Here is a 16,779-nt window from a genome sequence, read left to right on the forward strand (position 1 = left end):
GGATCAAGGAGCGGGGCTACAGATTGGAGGACTCCCACTTTCGTGGACAACGCGCCTGAAGCCCACTGTCCACGAAAGCGGGAACCCTCCAGTTGATGAAGGTTGCTGTGGAGATCTTCGGCTTCGCTGAGAGGTGCATGTTCGGCGGTATGTCTCGGGAGTCGAGAAGACGGCGGCGAAGATCGTGGCGTTCGTGCCGCTCTCCGCCGGAAGGAGATCGCGTATGCCAGCGGGAGGGCGGTAACGATCTCCCGCTGGCAGGTGGGTGCGGTTCGTGGCCGCAGTGGTCGGCAGGAGGGGCTTATCGATCTTCAGAGGGTGGGATGATCCAGCGGTTTGCGTGAAACCGCTGGTCAGGGGCGGAGGCTCCGGGATTTGAACCCGGGAGGGGGCGTTACCCCCAACCGCATTAGCAGACCGATTCGCCCCATATCGTCAAGATCTGTCCTGGTGCGTTGTCGCAGCTCATCCGGCATGCTCCGGATGAGCGGGCGGGGTCGGCGCAGCGCGGATCAGCGCGGTGCGTGCCAGCATTGTGCCAGCACACCCGGACGATGACCGGGGACGGCGGCGCCACCCTGACACGGCATGTCCACATACCATAAAGATCTACAGTGGGCTCCCGGCGTGGGTCACAGCGGTACATCACCCCCGGCTACGGGCATGGGCCGGGAACCGGTCTGCTTCTCGACCGGTCGTCCGCGTCATACCATCTCGTGGACCGTGACGCTCCTGTCACCGCAGCGGTCAATCAGCCGGAATCGATCACGGGGCTGGTGGTCTGCTCTGTGTGCTCCGGGGTGGCCTGCTGACGTGTCCCCAGCGGAGTTTCTCCGCTGGGGGTCAACGGCAACCCTCCTACCGCGTGTCTCCACCAGCGGGGACGGTCCAGCGTGCCGTGTGCGTTTCCGAGACATCGACGGCTGATCCGAAGGGATGGAATCGCTACCCATGGTAGTCGGCGGTCCGCCCGGCGGGCAGGAGGCGGGATCGCCGATGTGGAGGTCGCGTCCGGATCCGTTTGCGACCAGACACCGCCCCGGGTTACGGTTATTACCGATACCGGGAGGTGCGATGGGCAGGTCAGGCATTCTCGCCGGAGCCGAGCGGATCGAGCCGGCCCACGGCGAGCCGGAGTCAGCCACCGTGGCGCAGGCGGCCGTGGCCTCGGCACGCGGCGCCGAGGTGGTCCTGCGACGCCCGGACGGCACCATCGTTCCCCTTCCTCCCGCGCTCACCCGGCTGGTCGCCGCCTCGCTGCGAGAGCTGTCCGCGGGCCACGCGGTCACCGTGCTGCCCTCGGAGACGATGCTGACCCCGGCGGAGGTCGGGGAGCTGTTGGGCTTGTCGCGGCCGTTTGTCAGCCGGCTGTTGGACGCCGGGGAGATCCCGTCCGAGCGGCTGCTCCGTAGTCGGCACCGCCGGGTACGCCTGTCCGACGTCCTCGCTTTCCACGCCCGGCGCGAGTCCCGGCGGCAGGGTCGCCGCGCTGTCGCCGGGGCCGCAGCCGAGGCCGGCATCCCGTACTGACGGTGCCGCCCCTGCCCCGGGTCCTGGCCGACACGAACGTGCTCTTCCCGTTCTCCGTCATGGATCTCCTGCTCGCGCTCACCGAGGACGGCGTCCACACGATCCTATGGACGGAGGCGCTGCTGGACGAGTGGGAACGGGTCATCGTGCGCTCGGGCCGGCGGTCGGCGTCCTCAGCGGCAGCCGTCACCACCGCGGTGCGGACGTTCTTCCCCGACGCGGAGGTCCGGTTCGACGACTACGCCGATCTCATCGCACGCATGCCCGGTAGAGACCCGGACGACCGCGTCCACATGGCGGCGGCGGCCGCCGGCCATGCGACGCACCTCGTCACGCGTAACCTGTCAGATTTCCCTGCCGCCCCGCTGGCGGCATACGGGGTCATGGTTGCAGACCCGGATACCTACCTGTGTGAACTATGCACCGAGTTCGAGAACGAAGTCACCTCGACCGTCGTCCGGCTCGCCGGGGAGAAACGCCACCCGCCGATGAGCACGGCCGACCTGCTCGGCTACCTGGAACGGGCCGGTGTGGAGCGTTTCGCCGCACGTGTGCGTTCCACCTTGAGCCGGATTCCCATCCCAGACCCGGAGAACGACAGTCCCTCAGAGTGACGGCAAGGCGGATCGTCTAAACCCCGCCAGTGCCCGTCGTTCCCTCTCCATCCCGCCCTCCGCGGCGGTGAGGTCAACCGGTCGTAGCGACGCCCGCATCGTGGTGGGAGCAGGGGGTTCGGTAAGTTGATCGCGATCGGGCAGGCTCCTCGCCTGCCTCACCAGCCCGATGCGAACCCCTGCTGAGGGTCCAGCACGAGGCGGGCATCGGGTGTCGCCTCCACCACTTGATACCGCCCTACGCAAGCTGGAACCTCCAGCCGACGACGCCGTGCTGATCACCAGCTTCCGCGACCAGGGCGATGCCCCCTCATCCCCGCCTGGAAACCCTCCAGCGGATTCTTATCCCGTGATCCCGCGCCCCTGCTTACCCGCATGCCGTCGCCACCCGTGCGTACCCATCACCGACACCCACGAAAGACGAAGATCGAAATGTTCGTGTCGTACCAGACTGCAAAGGGATCGGGGGGAGATCGCAGGTGCCAGCGGGAGGGTGGCAACGATCTTCCGGTGGCAGGTGGGTGCGGTTCGTGGCCGCAGTGGTCGGCAGGAGGGGCTAGCGATCTTCAGAGGGTGGGATGATCCAGCGGTTTGCGTGAAACCGCTGGTCAGGGGCGGAGGCTCCGGGATTTGAACCCGGGAGGGGGCGTTACCCCCAACCGCATTAGCAGTGCGGCGCCATAGACCGGACTAGGCGAAGCCTCCAACGTGCGTTCTGAGTATAGCCATCACGCTCGATGCGATTTTTTTGACCCCCTATCACTATTGTGAACTGCGTCACATGACCTATGGCGATCTTTGATCGCGCTGGCGTCACGTCACGGGCCCCGAGGGAGGCTGGAGCGCGGCCAGCACGGCATCCGCCACCTGCTTCCCGCGCTCCGCTACGACCAGCGCCTCGCCGTCAGCATCCCGCACGTAGAACGCGTTCACCACGTCGAGACCGATCGTGGCCACGATTGCGGTGCGGACGCTGAGGCCGGCGTCTGACAGCGCGCGGACCATCCGGAACAGCACTCCGGCGCGGTCGGGGGCACGGATCTCGACAACGGTGTCCGCTCCGGAGCCATCGAAGATCACTCTTGGTGGCGCCGGCGTGTATCCGCCCCGCGGGCGCGCATACGCCTGTTCCCGCATCGTGATCCTGGCGTCCAGGTCCAACGTACCGTCCAGGGATCGCAGCAGGTCGCCGCGCAGTATCGCGGGACTGGGCGCCTCCCCGCCCGCCCCCGGCCCGGCCATCGCCGACGATGCTGAGACCGCCGCCTGCAGCAGGGCCCGGCCAGCACAAGCGCGGGCGGACGCGCGGCGCACGTCGAGACGGTTGACAGCCAGTACCCCGGTGGTGGCGGCCAGCAGCCCGGGACGGTCGGGCGCCACCACGACGATCTCGAACATGCCGTCGTCCGGGAGCGGGTTGACCACCACCGCGTACTCGTCCGCGAACGCGAGAAGGAGGCGCTGGCGCTCGGTGAGCGCGGGCGGGCAGGGCGCTTGCTCGCCCCGGTAGACCGCCATCGTGCGGCTGACCAGTTCACCGACCAGCCGCGCCTTCCACGGGCTCCACGCTGTCGGGCCGGTGGCGAGCGAGTCGGCTTCGGTGAGGGCGTGCAGCAGGCCGAGCACCCGGGGGCTGCCGGCAGCCCGCGCCACCGCCTCGATGGTCGTGACGTCGTCGATGTCCCGGCGGGTCGCGGCTTCGGCGAGCAGCAGATGATGGCGCACCATCGTGACCAGCACCTCGGCGTCCGCGGGCGGGAGCCCGAGGCGGGGAGCGATCACACCGACGACGGCGATGCCGGCTTCGGTGTGATCGCCGGGCCAGCCTTTGCCGATGTCGTGCAGCAGAGCGCCGAGCAGGAGCAGATCGGGCCGGTCGACGCCGCGGGTCGACGCGGCCGCGGCCGCCGCTGTTTCGATCAGGTGCCGATCGACGGTGAAGCGGTGGTACGGGTTGCGCTGCGGTTTGCTGCGTACCCGTTCCCATTCGGGCAGCAACCGGACGAGCAGGCCGACCTGGTCAAGAGCTTCCATGACCGCGACCGCGGGCGCGCCGGTGGCCAACAGGGCAACCAGCGCGTCGCGCGCCGCGTCCGGCCATGGGGTCGGCATGGGCGTGGCCTCGCGAGCAAGCCGGTCGAGCGCGTACCGCCCGATCGGAACGCCGGCCCGGGCGGCCGCGGCGGCAACCCGCAGCGTCAGTGTCGGGTCACCGGCCGGGTCCGCGTCCCGGGCGAGCTGCGCCTCGCGGTTCTGCTCGACCACCCCTTCATCGAGGGGACGGCGGGCCGGGCGGCTGCGGAGCCAGCGCGAGGGCGGCCGTAGGCCGGCCGAGACCCGGTACCAGGTGACGTCCCACGTCCAGGAGATCGTGCGGCCGGCGTCGGCGGTGGCGTGGGCGAGCGCCGACGAGTCGGGGTAGCTCAGGGCGGCGGCGACGGCCGCGGTGTCCTGGAGCAGCAGCCGGTTCCGCTCGCCGCCACGGGCGAGTCTGCGCACCTCACCACGGATGTCGAGAAGCACCTGGTAGGCGGCGAGCACCCGTTCGGGCGGTTTCTCCGCGACCCATGCGGCGGCCAGCGCGGCCAGGGCGTGGACGTCACGCAGCCCGCCGCGAGCTTCCTTCAGATCCGGTTCGAGCAGGAAGGCGACCTCACCGTGACGCCGGGCCCGATCGGCAACCATGTCCGCGAGTTCGGGCAGCCGACGGGGGGCACGGGCCCGCCATCGGCCGCGGACGCGCTCGAGCAGGGAGGCGGCCAGGGCGTGGTCCCCGGCGACCACGCGGGCGTCCAACAGACCGAGTGCCGCCTTCAGGTCACCGTCCGCGACAGCGACGGCCTCCGTGACGGTTCGGACGCTGTGGTCGAGACCGACTCCGGCGTCCCAGAGCGGGTACCAGACGGCGTCGGCCAGCTGGGCGATGTCGTCCCGCCGGCCGTTGTGGACGAGCAACAGATCGAGGTCGCTGCCGAAAGCGGGTTCGCCGCGCCCGTAGCCGCCGACCGCGACCAGCGCGACGCCTGCTCCCGGGTTGCCGAACAAGTCGCGCAACACGCCGTCGGCCACGTCCACCAGCGCACGGCGAAGGGCCGGCCCGACGGTTGCGTCGAACTCGCCGGACCGGCCCAGCAGCGCGGCAATCCTGTTGGTCATCGCGGTGGGAGCATGATTTTACAGAGCGTCTGATCCACGTTCGCCGGTGCGAACCCGTACGACCGTTTCGACCGGTAGCACCCAGATCTTGCCATCGCCGATCTTGCCGGTCTGCGCGGCGGTGGCGATGGTGGTCACCAGTTCCTCAACGGCGGTGTCGTCCGCGATGATCTCAATTTTGATTTTGGGGACGAAATCGACCTTGTACTCGGCGCCCCGGTAGACCTCGGTGTGGCCCTTCTGCCGACCGAAGCCCTGGACCTCGGAGATGGTCAGGCCGTGCACGCCGAGAGATTCCAGCGCGGCCTTCACATCCTCCAGTTTGAACGGCTTGATGACCGCGGTCACGAGTTTCACGCTTGGCCCTCCTCGGTGGTTGTGGCCGTGGACAGGAGCGAGGCGGAGCCGCCGCCGAGCGAAGTGAACTCGTATGCGGTCTCGCCGTGCAGCACGAAGTCCATGCCTTCCTGCTCCTCATCCGGCGACAGCCTCATCTTGTAGATCTTGTCGATGGCGAAGGCGATGATGAACGTCGCGACGAACGAGTAGGCCACCACTGAGACGACCGCGAGTGCCTGCTTGCCGAGCAGGCTGGCGCCACCGCCGTAGAAGATGCCATCCACGCTGTAACCGGGAGCGACATCACCCGTTCCGAAGAACCCGATCAGCAGGGCGCCGAGCACACCACCGACAAGGTGGACGGCGCCGACGTCGAGGGCGTCGTCGATGCCGACCTTGCCCTTGATCGCTGTAGCCAGGGCGCAGACAGCACCGGCGATGAGACCGATGGCGATCGAACCGGCCGGTGAGACGAAGCCGCAAGCGGGGGTGATGGCGACCAGACCGGCGACAGCACCGGAGGCGGCACCGAGCGTGGTGGCCTTGCCATCACGGATCTTCTCCACGAACAGCCAGCCGAGCATGGCGGCGGCAGTCGCGGTATTGGTGTTGACGAAGGCGAACCCGGAGCGGGTGTCGGCGGCGAGTTCGGACCCGGCGTTGAACCCGAACCAGCCGAACCAGAGCAGCCCGGTGCCCAGCAGCACGAAGGGAAGGTTGTGCGGTCGGAAGCTGGTGCCCGGCCAGCCCTTGCGCCGGCCGAGGACGAGGGCCACGGCGATGGCCGCGGCGCCGGCGTTCGCGTGGACGACCGTGCCGCCGGCGAAGTCCTCGGCGCCCTTCTTGAACAGCCACCCCTCGGGCGAGAACACCCAGTGCGCAATCGGTGAATACACGACAAGTGACCAAATTGTGACGAAGACGGCAAAGGCGCCGAACTTCCAGCGGTCGGCCGTGGCGCCGGTAATCAGTGCTGGCGTGATGATTGCGAACATGAGCTGGAAGGCCACGAAGACGATCGGTGGGATTACCTGGGCGAGCGAGTTCGATTCGTAGGGTGCGGGGAAGGTCACCTCCGCGTAGCCGGGCACGGCCTCGCTCATGTGGTTGAGCAACGCGAAATGGAACCCGCCAAATATCTGGTTGCTGCCACCGAACGCGATACTGTAACCAATCAGTACCCAGAGGACGCTGACAACCCCTATGCAGAAGAAATTCTGCATGAGCATGCCCAGGACATTCTTCGAGCGCACCATTCCGCCGTAGAAGAACGCCAGGCCGGGCGTCATCAGGAGCACAAGGGCCGAGGCGGCCAGAATCCAGGCGGTGCTGCCGACACCCGCCGCGCTGGCTATCCCGTTCTGGAGCTCTTTAAGCTGATCTGGGTTCATGTCTCTCCTGTCGATCGCTCCGCACGCCTGCGCGGACCACGCGAGCCCCGGTTCGCGGCCATGTCCGCCGTCCCGGATCCTTCGGCCGAAGGGTCGATAGGATCTGTTGCTAATTGGTAGCTTTTCTGTTTCTGACGTGTGAAATCGACGAATTGGGTGGCCTGTGGTTTGATCAGATGGCTGCGCATGGTGTCTTGCGTTGCTCTCCGTGTCGATCGGCGCGTTTGCGTGATGCTACTGCCGTCAGGAGTTACCGTTCCTTCCTGTGTGTAGTCATTCAGATGCAGATGGTAATAATCATATTCGTTGTTTTTCATACCATTTTGTCCGGTTGCGTGGATGGCTGTCCGCTGCCCCCAGGCGCCGGCGGCGGGTGTTCGTGCGCATGCCTGTCGCCAGGGGACTACTCGCTGCCGCCGCCGGTGGGGTCATGTTGGTACCGGCCGTCGCCGTCCCGGCCAGAGCCGACGGTATCGCCAAGGTCGAGGACGACATTGTGGGCGTTCAGCGGCGCCTGACCGAATTGGCTGATTCGACCGAGATTGTCACGGAGGCATTCAATGCGGGACGGTTGCGCCTCGCCGCGGCTGAACAGGCCGCGGCGAGGGCAACGGACAATGTCGGGCTCGCTGACGACGCTGTGCGGGCGGCTCAGGAAAAACGCCGTGCCGTCAGTTTCATCGCCTATCAGGCCGGTGACTTCGAACAGCTGAGGGTGCTGTTGTCCGGTGACCCCGCGACAGCGCTGGACCGGGCGGGCGCGATAAACGCGCTTGCCCGCCGCGGCCGGGAGGCCGAAATCCAGCTGCGGTCGGCCCGTCATGATCTTGCTGATGCGCAGGCCGCAGCCAGGCTGGCGCTCGACGAGCGGCATCGTGAGGTTGCCTCCCTCGAGGAACAGAAGCGGAGCATCGAGACATCGGTCGCGGCACAGCGGGCGCTGCTCGACGAACTGATCGCTCAGCATGACGATCTTGTTCGGCAGGCACGGGAAAGTGAGGCCGCGGCTCTTCGTACCCGTGAGCAGGCAGCCGCGCAAGCCGCCGCGGCCCGTGCTCAGCAGGCTGCCGCCGAACAGGAGCGGCTACGCACGGTCAGTGGAGCGACCGAAAACGCCGGCCGCGGCTTCACCAACACCCCGGTCTCGCCACCGCCACCGCCACCGCCCACAGCGGGTGCCGGCGGTGCCGCGGTTGCGGTCGCCGCGGCCCGCGCGCAGCTCGGCAAACCGTACATGTGGGGGGCGGCCGGCCCGGACGCCTTCGACTGCTCGGGGCTCACCCAGTGGGTGTGGTCGCGGGCGGGCGTCGCGCTGTCCCACTACACCGGTGCGCAGTGGAACGAGGGACGTCAGGTTTCCACCGGCGAGCTCATGCCGGGCGACCTGGTCTTCTTCGGCGCTGATCTGCATCACGTCGGGATCTACATCGGCGCCGGGAAAATGATTGACGCACCGCGCACGGGCACTGTCGTCCGCATCGAGGACGTCTGGTGGGCGAGGCTCGCCGGGGCGGTCCGGCCGGGTGGGTGAGACCGGGGGCGCCTGGCGGGGTTCACGCCATGATGACGTCCCGTTCGTGGGGGGTCCGCTCCACATAGACGAGCCCCGCGCCCCGCCGCGAGAGCTCGATGGTGGCCGGCTCGTCACACGCTGGGTCCTGCGCCGAGGACACGACTTCGACGACGTCACCCTGCCCGCGGACGATGACCGTGGCACCTGGCATCACCCCACCATCGCGCAGCTGGCGCATGGTGCGTTCGTCTGTCTGGAGCCGTTCGGAGATCCAGCTGACCGTCACCGGGGTCGCCCGGAAGCCCGCGAAGTCCGCGGCGGCCAGCAGGCTCAGCGGTGCCGGTGGCCGCGGCCCGGCCGGGCGGTCGAACGAGCCAGTTGGGATGACGTTGCCAAACGGGCATCTCTTCGGGTCGCCAAGGATGTCGGTGAGCCGCATCTCCACCTCGTCGGAGATCACGTGTTCCCATCGGCACGCCTCGTTGTGCACCAGGGGCCAGTCCAGACCGATCACCCGGGTGAGGAGAAGCTCCGCGAGGCGGTGCTTGCGCATGACCGCGGTCGCGCGGGCGAGACCCTTCTCGGTGAACTGCACGGTGCGGTCGTCGGCGAGGGCGACCAGCCCCTCGCCTGCCAGCCGCGAGGTCGATTCGCTGGCCGCGGGGGCGCTGACGTGCAATCTTTCTACCAAGCGCGCGCGCAGCGGCGGGATGCCCTCCTCCCTCAGCTCGTAGAGGGTGCGGAGGTACATCTCGGTACTGTCGATTAGTCCAGTCACCGGGCTCCTTCGTCCAGGGTCCAGGGTACGCCCGCGCGTCGAGGTGTGGTCTGCCCCGATCGGCGGCCGGCCAGGCTCGATCGGGGGTCGGAGACCACGGCGCGACGTCCTACACTTGGGTGCATGAGCTCGACCCAGATCGCACCGGAGACCACCCACAGCGATACGGATGAGGGTAATGACTTCGCCCACTACGCCCGTCATGAGGAGATCGTCCGGGCATCCATCGAAGGCGGCCGGGTGACTGCCCTGTGCGGCTACCAGTTCGAACCGGTACGGGATCCGCAGCGGTTCCCGGTATGCCCGCGGTGCAAGGAGCTCGTCGGTCTCGCCGAGCAGTTCGGCTGACCAGTTCGATTGATCGGTTCGGCTGACCGGACGGGCGAGGCGCCACCCCGGCGAGCGCTGACAAACGCCCGCGTCACCGCGTCTGGCACCTGTCGTCCGCGTCGGCGCGTGAACGGGCGGCTGTGTCACGACTATGCTCGTGCTGACGCGCCCTTGTAGCTCAGTGGATAGAGCGATCGCCTCCTAAGCGATAGGTCGTAGGTCCGATTCCTACCAAGGGCACAACGCATCGCTGACCTGCGACGGAACCTCCTCGGGCAGCTGAGGAGGGCGACGCGCTGGGAGTAGTCGAAGTGAGAGTGCTGGTCGCGCAGCGTGTCGTGTACCGCGGACCGTTGGATGGGCCGGATATCGCCGCGAGCCTCGCCGAGGGCTGGGCGGACGTCAGCATGATCGTCGAGGTTGACCGGTTCGACGACGAGGCCATCCATGAAGCGATCCGCTGGAGCCGTTCGTCCCTGCGCGCCGCAATTCACGACATCGGCGATCGGACGCTGGGGTGGGATGACGGCCAGTTCCGCGAGGCCAAGGTCCTCGCTGACGCTGCCTGACCGCTCCACCTCGGCAAGAGCGTCACTCCGGCCTTTACTGGGCGCATGATGGCGGTGCGGCTGACCTGGGGGTGTACATCGCATCGGCGGCCGGCGAGATTGCCGACTGGTGGGCTGCTGGCCCGGCGGGACATGCTCGGCTCGGCCGGGGCCCTGCCTCCGTCGCGGCTGCAAACGCCGGCCTGACGGCAGCCACGACCAGTCCGACATACAGCGTGTCGGGAAGCGGCCTGACCGCTATCCCATCCGCGGTCACGATCTCCGGCACGACCGCCGCGAACGTACTCGGTCTGCGGGCCGGTCTCGAATCGTGATGATGGGGACGTTCACCGCGCCGGAACCATTGGCACGCTCATCACACCGGCTGTCGACGGCAGCTCCTCAACGATGGGTCGCAGGTCCGATTCCTGCCAAGGGCACTTCAGCGGTCGGCGCTGGGCGTTCATCCAGGGGCTGCCGGCGCCAGGTGGCGCCTCGCGTCGTTGTCGTCAGCCCAGGTAGAGCACCCGCTACACCGGGGCCTGGGCTGCCTCGCGACGCCTCCACCTGGCATCCGACAGCCCCCGAAGGGGGCAGCTTGGGAGGGACGTGTGTATCAGGCGGAGCCGACGACCGGTCCGGGCGGGTCGGTACCCCGCTTGCCCTGCCCGGCATCGGGGCCCTGCCCGTCGGCCCATACCGTCCGGCACCGCGTGCAGCGATGGCCGGGCCGGGATCCCTTCGGCCCGGCCTCGACGCGCCGTCGGGACCGCTGGTGTTCTGGGCAGCGGAGGACCAGCAGCGGAACCAGGCCGTTGCTCATCGGCCGATCCTCCCGGTGCCGCGACAGCTCCGGCAGGTCTCGTGCTGGTCGCCGCTGAAGATCCCATCCTCGTCTTGTTCAGCCCTTTCCACGATCACATTTCCGGTGCCGCCGCATGTGCCGCAGTCCTTCAGCCCCGCGGTTCCGCGGTTCTCCCGGTCCCGTTTTCGCTGTCCCTTGTCCCGTGCCATGTCGCCTCCATATCTCACGATGATCCTGCCAGCGTGAGGGGATCTGTAACGATCAGACTACGGACAGGGCGGGCATTATGGGGGCGGGTTACGCAGACCACTAGGTGGTCCGACGGCGGCGAGGATGGAGCCAGGGCATGTCAGCCGCGGAAGTGGAAGTCTGCTCTGCGGCACCGCGCGCACGCCGCGGGCGCTGTGGGAAGCCGCGCCCGCCCGCCGGGCTGTGCGTCCGGTGGCAGGGGTCTCCAGCGCGCGGGATGGCAGGCGCGAACGACGTCGGGAAGGCGGTGGGCAATGTCCGCGAGTGTGTTGGGGGACGGCCGGTTCGAGCTGGTTGTCGCGGCGAAGGAGCGCGTCGCTGAGGCGGTGGTGCGGGTGGTGCTCACCCGTCCTGACGGCGTCGCGCTACCGACATGGACGCCGGGCGCGCATATTGACCTGATCCTGGCCGACCAGCTGGTCCGCCAGTATTCACTGTGTGGTGATCCCGCCGACGGCGAGCGTTGGGAGATCGGCGTACTGCACGAGCCCGACGGGCGCGGCGGGTCCCGGCACGTGCATCAGGTTCTCGACGTCGGCGACCAGGTGACGGCCAGCGCTCCACGGAACAACTTCCAGCTTGTCCCGGCGCCGGAGTATCTGTTCCTCGCGGGCGGGATCGGCATCACCCCCATCCTGCCGATGGTCCGCGCGGCGCAGGCCGCCGGTGCCACGTGGCGGCTCGTCTACGGCGGGCGGCGGCATGCGTCCATGGCTTTCCTCGACCGGTTGGCCCAGTACGGGAGCCGCGTGACGATCCACCCCGAGGACATTCATGGCCAGCTTGACCTGGCCAGCCTGCTGGACATTCCCCGCCCGGATGTCGCGGTCTACTGCTGTGGCCCCGAGGGGCTGCTGGCGGCGGTGGAGTCGCGATGCTCGGCATGGCCGGCCGGCAGTCTGCACGTCGAGCGTTTTCAACCGCGCCCGGTGGGAGCGGACGACATCGCCGGTGCCGGGACGGCCGGTACCGCGGGTACTGGCGATGTCGCGGTTGCTCTGAGCGAGTTCGACGTCGTTCTTGCCCAGAGCGGCCGGACGGTGCGGGTCCCCACGTCGCTGTCGGTGCTCGAGGCGTTGGAAGCGGCCGGGGTGGATGTGTTGTCGTCCTGCCGGGAGGGTGTCTGCGGCACCTGCGAGACCGGTGTCGTCGAAGGCGAGCCGGATCACCGGGATTCCATCCTCACCGAGGAGGAGCGAGCAGCGTCTGGCCTCATGATGGTCTGCGTCTCCCGCAGCCGCACCCCGAAGCTCGTCCTCGATCTGTGAACGGCCGGGGTGGGCTGGCCCACCCCGGCTGAGCCCGGCTACGGTCAGGCGGACTTGATTGCCGAAATGTCCAGCTCGATCTTCACCTTGTCGCTGAGGAGGAGACCACCGGTCTCAAGCGGAGCGTTGAAGGTGATCCCGAAGTCCTTGCGGTTGATCGTTGTGCTTCCTTCGAAGCCAGCCCGGGTGTTGCCGAACGGGTCCTTGGCCGAGCCCCCGAACTCGATCTCGATGTCGATCGGCTTGGTCACGCCGTGGATGGTGATGTCACCGCTGAGGATGAAGCTGTCGTCGCTGCCGCCGCTCTTCGCGGTGTTGCTGACGAAGGTGATCGACGGGTACTGCTCGACGTCGAGGAAGTCACCGCTGCGCAGGTGCCCGTCCCGGTCGGCGTTGCCCGTGTTGATGCTGGTGGTGGAGATGGTCACGGTGGCGCTGGACGCCAGGGGCTCAGCGCCGTTGAGGTTCAGCGTCCCTTCGAAGCTGTCGAAGCCTCCGCGGACTGTGGTGACCAGGGCGTGGCGGACGGCGAAGCCCAGGCGGCTGTGCACCGGGTCGATCGTCCAGGTGCCGGTGAGATCGTCAGATGTGTTCGTGGGAGACGTCATCGTTTCCTCCTGGAAGGGTCGTGCGGGCTGTCGTGTCGGTGGCCGGGTGGCCGCGGGCGGGCCAGCGGCTGCTTTGACCTCATCAGCGTATCGGTGTTCGCGCAAGCAACTTTTTGAGCGGTGTGCGTATGGTTTTTCACGCACCCGGAGGTCCTTCCGGAGCCCTAGGCTGTGACCATGGCCGGAACGCGGTGGCTTGACAGCGACGAGCAACGAACATGGCGGGCTTTCCTCGCGGCGACAGAGCTCCTCGCGGATGCTCTTGACCGACAGCTCCAGAGCGATGCCGGCATGACCCACGCCGCCTACGCGGTGCTGGTGATTCTTTCCGAGGCATCCGGTCGCTCCATGCGGATGAGCGAACTCGCCCGTGCGACCAACTCGTCCCAAAGTCGTTTGTCCCACGTGGTGGCGCGTCATGAGGAGCGGGGCTGGGTCCGCCGGGAGAGGTGCCCGACCGACCGGCGTGGCCAGGTTGCCGTACTCACGGACGCAGGTTACGACGTCCTCACCGCGACCGCCCCGGGACATGTCGAAACGGTGCGGCGGCTTGTTTTCGACGGGCTCGACCCGACCCGGATCGAGCAGCTCGGCGCCATCAGCCAGGCGCTCCTGGCCGTGCTCGACCCGGAAGGGAAGCTCTCCGCGGTTTTTCCCGTCTCCTGACCCGCGTCCCTGCGGCCGGAGCCGCGGAGCACCGGTCAGGCCGCGCAGGTACCTACGGCGGGCCTGCGGACGAATCCGGCGACGGCGTTGAGGACTCGAGCCAGCGCGGTCAGCAGGTGACGTGCCCGGTTGACAATCGTGATTCCCGCGCCGAGGAGAAGCCTGCCGGGAGGCTGGGGGGACGGCTGGGGCGCCGGCGGTGCGGTCGGCTGTACCCGCGACGCCGCATGCATCGCCTCGACCTGTTCGGCGAGCTCGCGAAGACCGTCGGCCGGCATCCGTTGGCGCAGCTGCGGGAACCAGACCTCCTCCTGCTCCCACACGTGTTCACCGACCATCGCCAGCAGCTCGTGCACCAGCCGGTCGAAATCGGGGTCGGTCGGCTTTGTGGCACGGAGTGCCGTCATGGTTCTCCTGGCCGCGGCCTGCTGGGCGATTTCCTTCTCGATCACCTCGTCGCCGTTTGGGATGATTTTTCTGGCCGTAGGGTAGACGATTTTTTCCTCGGCCGCCGAGTGCCGGAGCAGCTCAAGAATGATATCTACCGCCAGCTGCTTCTTTGCCGTCGTCGAGGATGTCTGGTCGTAATGCCGAAACAGTTCTTCGACCTTATCGTGGTCGCGCGTCAGAACAGCTACGACGTCACCTTCGGCCACTGCGGGACCTCCCCTGGTCATTTGGTCATTTGTCGGGTTGACGCGGATTTCCCGGGCGTCCCGGAGAAGCCCCGTCTGGTTTACCGGGGGCACCCGGTGAGTTCTCTACCCGATTACCGGACACTGTAAGACGGCGCCCGGCCCGCGCCCGGGTGTCGTCCTGATTATCTCGATGTCGGCCCCGGCAGTGCGGCCCTCGGCGCGCACAGACCCTGCCGCCTGCGCCAGCGAGCGGGCTCGTTCGGCGGTCAGTCCGTCGGACACATCGCGACTGGGACCATGACGGCCTCGGTCCGTGCGATGGAAGCCCACGCCGACCAGGGTGCGGCCGCCGTTGCGGGTGCTGCCCTGACCGCTGGAGACTGCCGAGCCCCGCGGCTGGCGGCGTAGAGTCAGCGTTATGAAGCGGCTGGTCCAGATCCCCTACGAGCTGCTGCAGGGGGAGGACGGTGTCTGGACGGCCCATGCGTCGTTCCCCAGCGGTGGCGCGCACGGGCTCGGTAACACTGCCGAGGACGCCGTGGCCGATCTCTACGAGGCTGTCAGCCTGGTCATCGAGGAGCTCGGCGTTCCGCCGGTCCTGACGATCGTGCAGGACGTCGCCTGAAGCCACCTCTTCCCATGCTGCCGGGCGGGGAAGTGGTCAAGGTTCTTGAGAAGCTTGGCTTCGAGGTGATCCGTGTCAAGGGAAGCCATCAGATGCTGAGGAACGCTGACGGGCGCTTCACGGTCGTTCCTGTTCATCCCGGTCGTGACATCCCGGTCGGGACGCTGCGTCGGATCATTCGTGACACGGGCCTGTCGATCGAGGAGTTCGTCACCACTCTTTGACGGGTAGGGCTTGGCGTGCAGCGGGTCATACACCTCGGCCGTCGGCCCCGATGGTCGTCACAGCCACGATGCCGGTGGAAGGCCAACGGTGATATCCAGGCCTCTGGCCAGCTTTACGATGAGGCCGCCCCCGCTTGGTGCTGAGGGCGTTTCTGCAGCGTGTTGTGAACGGCGGCGGCTACGTCCGCCGCCCCGGCCATCGACAAACGCACGATGATCACTATCGTGACCAGTCCTGCTGGTCGCGCCATCACCCTGCTGCGCGGCTGAGTATCGATCGAAAGCTACAGTGCATCGCGCACGGTCAGGTGCTTGTGTCTATGCTGCGGGGCTGGGGTGGTGTCGCCCGCGGGTGAGGCGCTCGTCTGCCTCGGTGAGGGTGTAGCCCATGCCGGAGGCGGTGCGGTCGCCGATGCCGGCATAGCGGGCGAAGCGGGTGAGAGCGTTGATAGCGCTGCGTGTCTCCGGTGGCACAGCCGCGGGTTCGGCGAGGGTGTAACGGACGGATCCGACGCAGCCTCGCCGGTAGGGCGCCCCGGGTTTGATCATGTGTTCGGCAGTGCTCAGGCGCATGTCGACGAGTTCGAGGTGGTCGTCGATCGTGTTGTCGATGTCCGGGGGGAGCGGGGTCTCTGGTGCCCAGGTCCGCCAGCGGGCGGCGAGAGTGCCGAAGACGCGTTCGGGGTCGGGCAGGATGCGCTGGCGGCGTGCGCCGTCTTCGCGTCCGGTGGCGAAGCTGACCGGGGTGATGAGTGTGAATTTCCAGGATGTCGCGGGGGCCGCGGTGGCGAGCAGGTCCGGGTACGGCGTGGCTTCGATGAGATCCACTGACCGCTTTGTGTAGTCGGTGGCGCCTATGCGCCATTGGTCGCGGGCAGCCAGCGCGGCGAGTATCGGTCCGGTGAGTTCGTCGAGTAACACGCCGACCTCGAAGCGAACATGCTGTGATGTTCTGTCTGGTGTTCGTTGGCGTTCGTCGAGCAGCGGTGTAATGGCGAATGGGCGGGGTGGTGGCCCGTCGTGAAGGTAGGTGCTGGTCTGGGGTGATAGTCCGTCGCGGATAGCGGCGAGGACGGCGGCGTTTACCGCCGGGCCTGTGTGCGGTGGCGGCAGTGCCCCGGCAGTCGTTGGAGCGATGTTCACGATGATGCGGGCGGGCACAAGCCCCTCCTGTCTCCTGGTGGGTCTGATGTCGTCTCGGTGGGTCCGTTTCCACGGTAGGGCCGGTCAGCCGGTCCGCACCCGGAGGGTTGCCGTGTGGCGTGCGGTTCCTACCGGTCCGGGCGGACGGATGCCAACCAGGCTGCGGCATGCTCGGGTCATGCTCTTCGGATGCGCCTCTCGGGTAGATGGTGATCACATCTCGGTTGCACAGTTTCGCGATCCCGTCAAGCGACCCAATCTTGATCGACATCCAGAACCTCCGATACGCCGACAAACTGGGGAGGTTCTGGCAAAGATCGATATCCCTGTGACCTGCACAAACGTAAACGATCA

At 67.6% G+C, this 16,779-nt stretch carries 17 protein-coding genes and 2 tRNA genes; 10 read left to right on the plus strand and 9 right to left on the minus strand.

Annotation, left to right across the window (positions count from 1 at the left end; translation table 11 throughout):
* The first annotated feature begins 1,074 nt into the window (after window positions 1-1,074).
* Window positions 1,075-1,530, plus strand: a complete 456-nt coding sequence (locus MJ783_RS08845) for a helix-turn-helix domain-containing protein (RefSeq protein ID WP_239309894.1) — start codon at window positions 1,075-1,077, stop codon at window positions 1,528-1,530.
* Window positions 1,531-1,532: 2 nt separating this feature from the next.
* Window positions 1,533-2,144 (plus strand): PIN domain-containing protein, encoded by a 612-nt coding sequence (locus tag MJ783_RS08850; RefSeq protein ID WP_239309895.1) that lies wholly within the window; start codon window positions 1,533-1,535, stop codon window positions 2,142-2,144.
* 615 nt (window positions 2,145-2,759) lie between these two features.
* Here the strand turns inward: MJ783_RS08850 and MJ783_RS08855 are convergent.
* From MJ783_RS08855 to MJ783_RS08875, 5 genes are all read right to left on the minus strand, one after another.
* A tRNA-Ser gene (locus tag MJ783_RS08855) sits at window positions 2,760-2,849 on the minus strand.
* A gap of 108 nt (window positions 2,850-2,957) precedes the next feature.
* Complete coding sequence (locus MJ783_RS08860; protein ID WP_239309896.1) at window positions 2,958-5,300, minus strand: [protein-PII] uridylyltransferase; 2,343 nt, start codon at window positions 5,298-5,300, stop codon at window positions 2,958-2,960.
* An 18-nt stretch (window positions 5,301-5,318) separates the two neighbouring features.
* Window positions 5,319-5,657, minus strand: a complete 339-nt coding sequence (locus tag MJ783_RS08865; RefSeq protein ID WP_239309897.1) for a P-II family nitrogen regulator — start codon at window positions 5,655-5,657, stop codon at window positions 5,319-5,321.
* Window positions 5,654-7,030 carry an ammonium transporter gene (locus MJ783_RS08870; RefSeq protein ID WP_255720518.1) on the minus strand — a complete coding sequence of 459 codons (1,377 nt, stop codon included), beginning with the start codon at window positions 7,028-7,030 and terminating at the stop codon, window positions 5,654-5,656. The genes MJ783_RS08865 and MJ783_RS08870 overlap by 4 nt, the downstream gene beginning before the upstream one ends.
* Window positions 7,027-7,347 carry a hypothetical protein gene (locus MJ783_RS08875; protein ID WP_239309898.1) on the minus strand — a complete coding sequence of 107 codons (321 nt, stop codon included), beginning with the start codon at window positions 7,345-7,347 and terminating at the stop codon, window positions 7,027-7,029. The genes MJ783_RS08870 and MJ783_RS08875 overlap by 4 nt, the downstream gene beginning before the upstream one ends.
* A 68-nt stretch (window positions 7,348-7,415) precedes the next feature.
* Between MJ783_RS08875 and MJ783_RS08880 the strand changes: the two genes are divergently transcribed.
* A complete protein-coding gene (locus MJ783_RS08880) occupies window positions 7,416-8,561 on the plus strand; it encodes a C40 family peptidase (RefSeq protein WP_239309899.1) in 1,146 nt (381 codons plus the stop codon).
* 22 nt (window positions 8,562-8,583) lie between these two features.
* Here MJ783_RS08880 and MJ783_RS08885 read toward each other — a convergent pair whose 3' ends face one another.
* Window positions 8,584-9,321: a metal-dependent transcriptional regulator gene (locus MJ783_RS08885; protein WP_239309900.1), complete on the minus strand. Its 738-nt coding sequence runs from the start codon at window positions 9,319-9,321 to the stop codon at window positions 8,584-8,586.
* Between the two features lie 123 nt (window positions 9,322-9,444).
* Here MJ783_RS08885 and MJ783_RS08890 point away from each other — a divergent pair, with 123 nt between their 5' ends.
* From MJ783_RS08890 to MJ783_RS08905, 4 genes are all read left to right on the plus strand, one after another.
* Complete coding sequence (locus MJ783_RS08890) at window positions 9,445-9,669, plus strand: DUF3039 domain-containing protein (RefSeq protein WP_239309901.1); 225 nt, start codon at window positions 9,445-9,447, stop codon at window positions 9,667-9,669.
* Window positions 9,670-9,818: 149 nt separating this feature from the next.
* A tRNA-Arg gene (locus MJ783_RS08895) sits at window positions 9,819-9,891 on the plus strand.
* A gap of 71 nt (window positions 9,892-9,962) precedes the next feature.
* Window positions 9,963-10,220 (plus strand): hypothetical protein, encoded by a 258-nt coding sequence (locus MJ783_RS08900; protein WP_239309902.1) that lies wholly within the window; start codon window positions 9,963-9,965, stop codon window positions 10,218-10,220.
* Window positions 10,221-11,507: 1,287 nt separating this feature from the next.
* On the plus strand, window positions 11,508-12,521 hold the full coding sequence (locus MJ783_RS08905; protein WP_239309903.1) for a PDR/VanB family oxidoreductase: 1,014 nt from the start codon (window positions 11,508-11,510) through the stop codon (window positions 12,519-12,521).
* A 44-nt stretch (window positions 12,522-12,565) separates the two neighbouring features.
* On the opposite strand, the gene MJ783_RS08910 is transcribed toward MJ783_RS08905, so the two are convergent.
* Window positions 12,566-13,129 (minus strand): YceI family protein, encoded by a 564-nt coding sequence (locus MJ783_RS08910; protein ID WP_239309904.1) that lies wholly within the window; start codon window positions 13,127-13,129, stop codon window positions 12,566-12,568.
* Window positions 13,130-13,306: 177 nt separating this feature from the next.
* Between MJ783_RS08910 and MJ783_RS08915 the strand changes: the two genes are divergently transcribed.
* On the plus strand, window positions 13,307-13,795 hold the full coding sequence (locus MJ783_RS08915) for a MarR family winged helix-turn-helix transcriptional regulator (protein ID WP_239309905.1): 489 nt from the start codon (window positions 13,307-13,309) through the stop codon (window positions 13,793-13,795).
* Window positions 13,796-13,830: 35 nt separating this feature from the next.
* Here the strand turns inward: MJ783_RS08915 and MJ783_RS08920 are convergent, their stop codons facing one another.
* Window positions 13,831-14,451: a hemerythrin domain-containing protein gene (locus MJ783_RS08920; protein ID WP_239309906.1), complete on the minus strand. Its 621-nt coding sequence runs from the start codon at window positions 14,449-14,451 to the stop codon at window positions 13,831-13,833.
* Between the two features lie 400 nt (window positions 14,452-14,851).
* Between MJ783_RS08920 and MJ783_RS08925 the strand changes: the two genes are divergently transcribed.
* Both MJ783_RS08925 and MJ783_RS08930 read left to right on the plus strand, forming a co-directional pair.
* The gene (locus tag MJ783_RS08925) at window positions 14,852-15,058 is read left to right on the plus strand and encodes a hypothetical protein (protein ID WP_239309907.1); all 207 of its coding nucleotides are present in this window, start codon (window positions 14,852-14,854) and stop codon (window positions 15,056-15,058) included.
* 32 nt (window positions 15,059-15,090) lie between these two features.
* Window positions 15,091-15,282 (plus strand): type II toxin-antitoxin system HicA family toxin, encoded by a 192-nt coding sequence (locus MJ783_RS08930; protein WP_239309908.1) that lies wholly within the window; start codon window positions 15,091-15,093, stop codon window positions 15,280-15,282.
* A 318-nt stretch (window positions 15,283-15,600) separates the two neighbouring features.
* On the opposite strand, the gene cas6 is transcribed toward MJ783_RS08930, so the two are convergent.
* Window positions 15,601-16,443 (minus strand): CRISPR-associated endoribonuclease Cas6, encoded by an 843-nt coding sequence (gene cas6 / locus MJ783_RS08935; RefSeq protein ID WP_239309909.1) that lies wholly within the window; start codon window positions 16,441-16,443, stop codon window positions 15,601-15,603.
* Window positions 16,444-16,779 lie beyond the last annotated feature (336 nt).

Origin of the sequence: Protofrankia sp. Cj3 (genome assembly GCF_917627355.1) — a bacterium.
In the GTDB taxonomy this organism is placed as follows: domain Bacteria; phylum Actinomycetota; class Actinomycetes; order Frankiales; family Frankiaceae; genus Protofrankia.